General features: G+C 31.0%; 1 protein-coding gene. It reads left to right on the top strand.

Going from position 1 to position 423, the window contains the following annotated elements; all coding sequences use genetic code 11:
• Window positions 1-99: 99 nt before the first annotated feature.
• Window positions 100-423 (top strand): hypothetical protein (locus tag OCV72_RS16945; protein WP_207643419.1); only part of this gene is annotated, 324 nt, incomplete at its 3' end.

The raw sequence follows: 423 nt of genomic DNA on the forward strand, positions 1-423 counted from the left end.
ATTATTACATTACAAAAAGTGGATCCGGTCGTATATAAAAATACAATTCTTTTGTGTCTGGGAGTTATGCTTGGAATCTTTATAATCCTCCTGGTGTGGATGGACGGAAGAAATTTAAGCTCTTTAATGATGAAAGAGGAAATAAAAGAAAAACGTCCCGTCAGTTCAAAATGGCTGTTGTTTACAGTGTTAGGGATTGTATTTATAATACTTGCAATTAAACAATATAAGCCAGGAACATGGGGATATTATTTGGCACATATATATTTTCTGATAGGCGGAATTCTTATTATCACTTTCAGTGGTGCATTTATTCTTGAACAGGCGAAAAAAGAATCTTTTTACTTTCGGTATGCATTGAAAATCAATCAACTTGATAGTAAATATCAAAGTAATATATTAATTATTCTGATGTTATTTGTA

The organism is Dorea amylophila (assembly GCF_025567265.1).
In the GTDB taxonomy this organism is placed as follows: Bacteria; Bacillota; Clostridia; order Lachnospirales; family Lachnospiraceae; genus Dorea_A; species Dorea_A amylophila.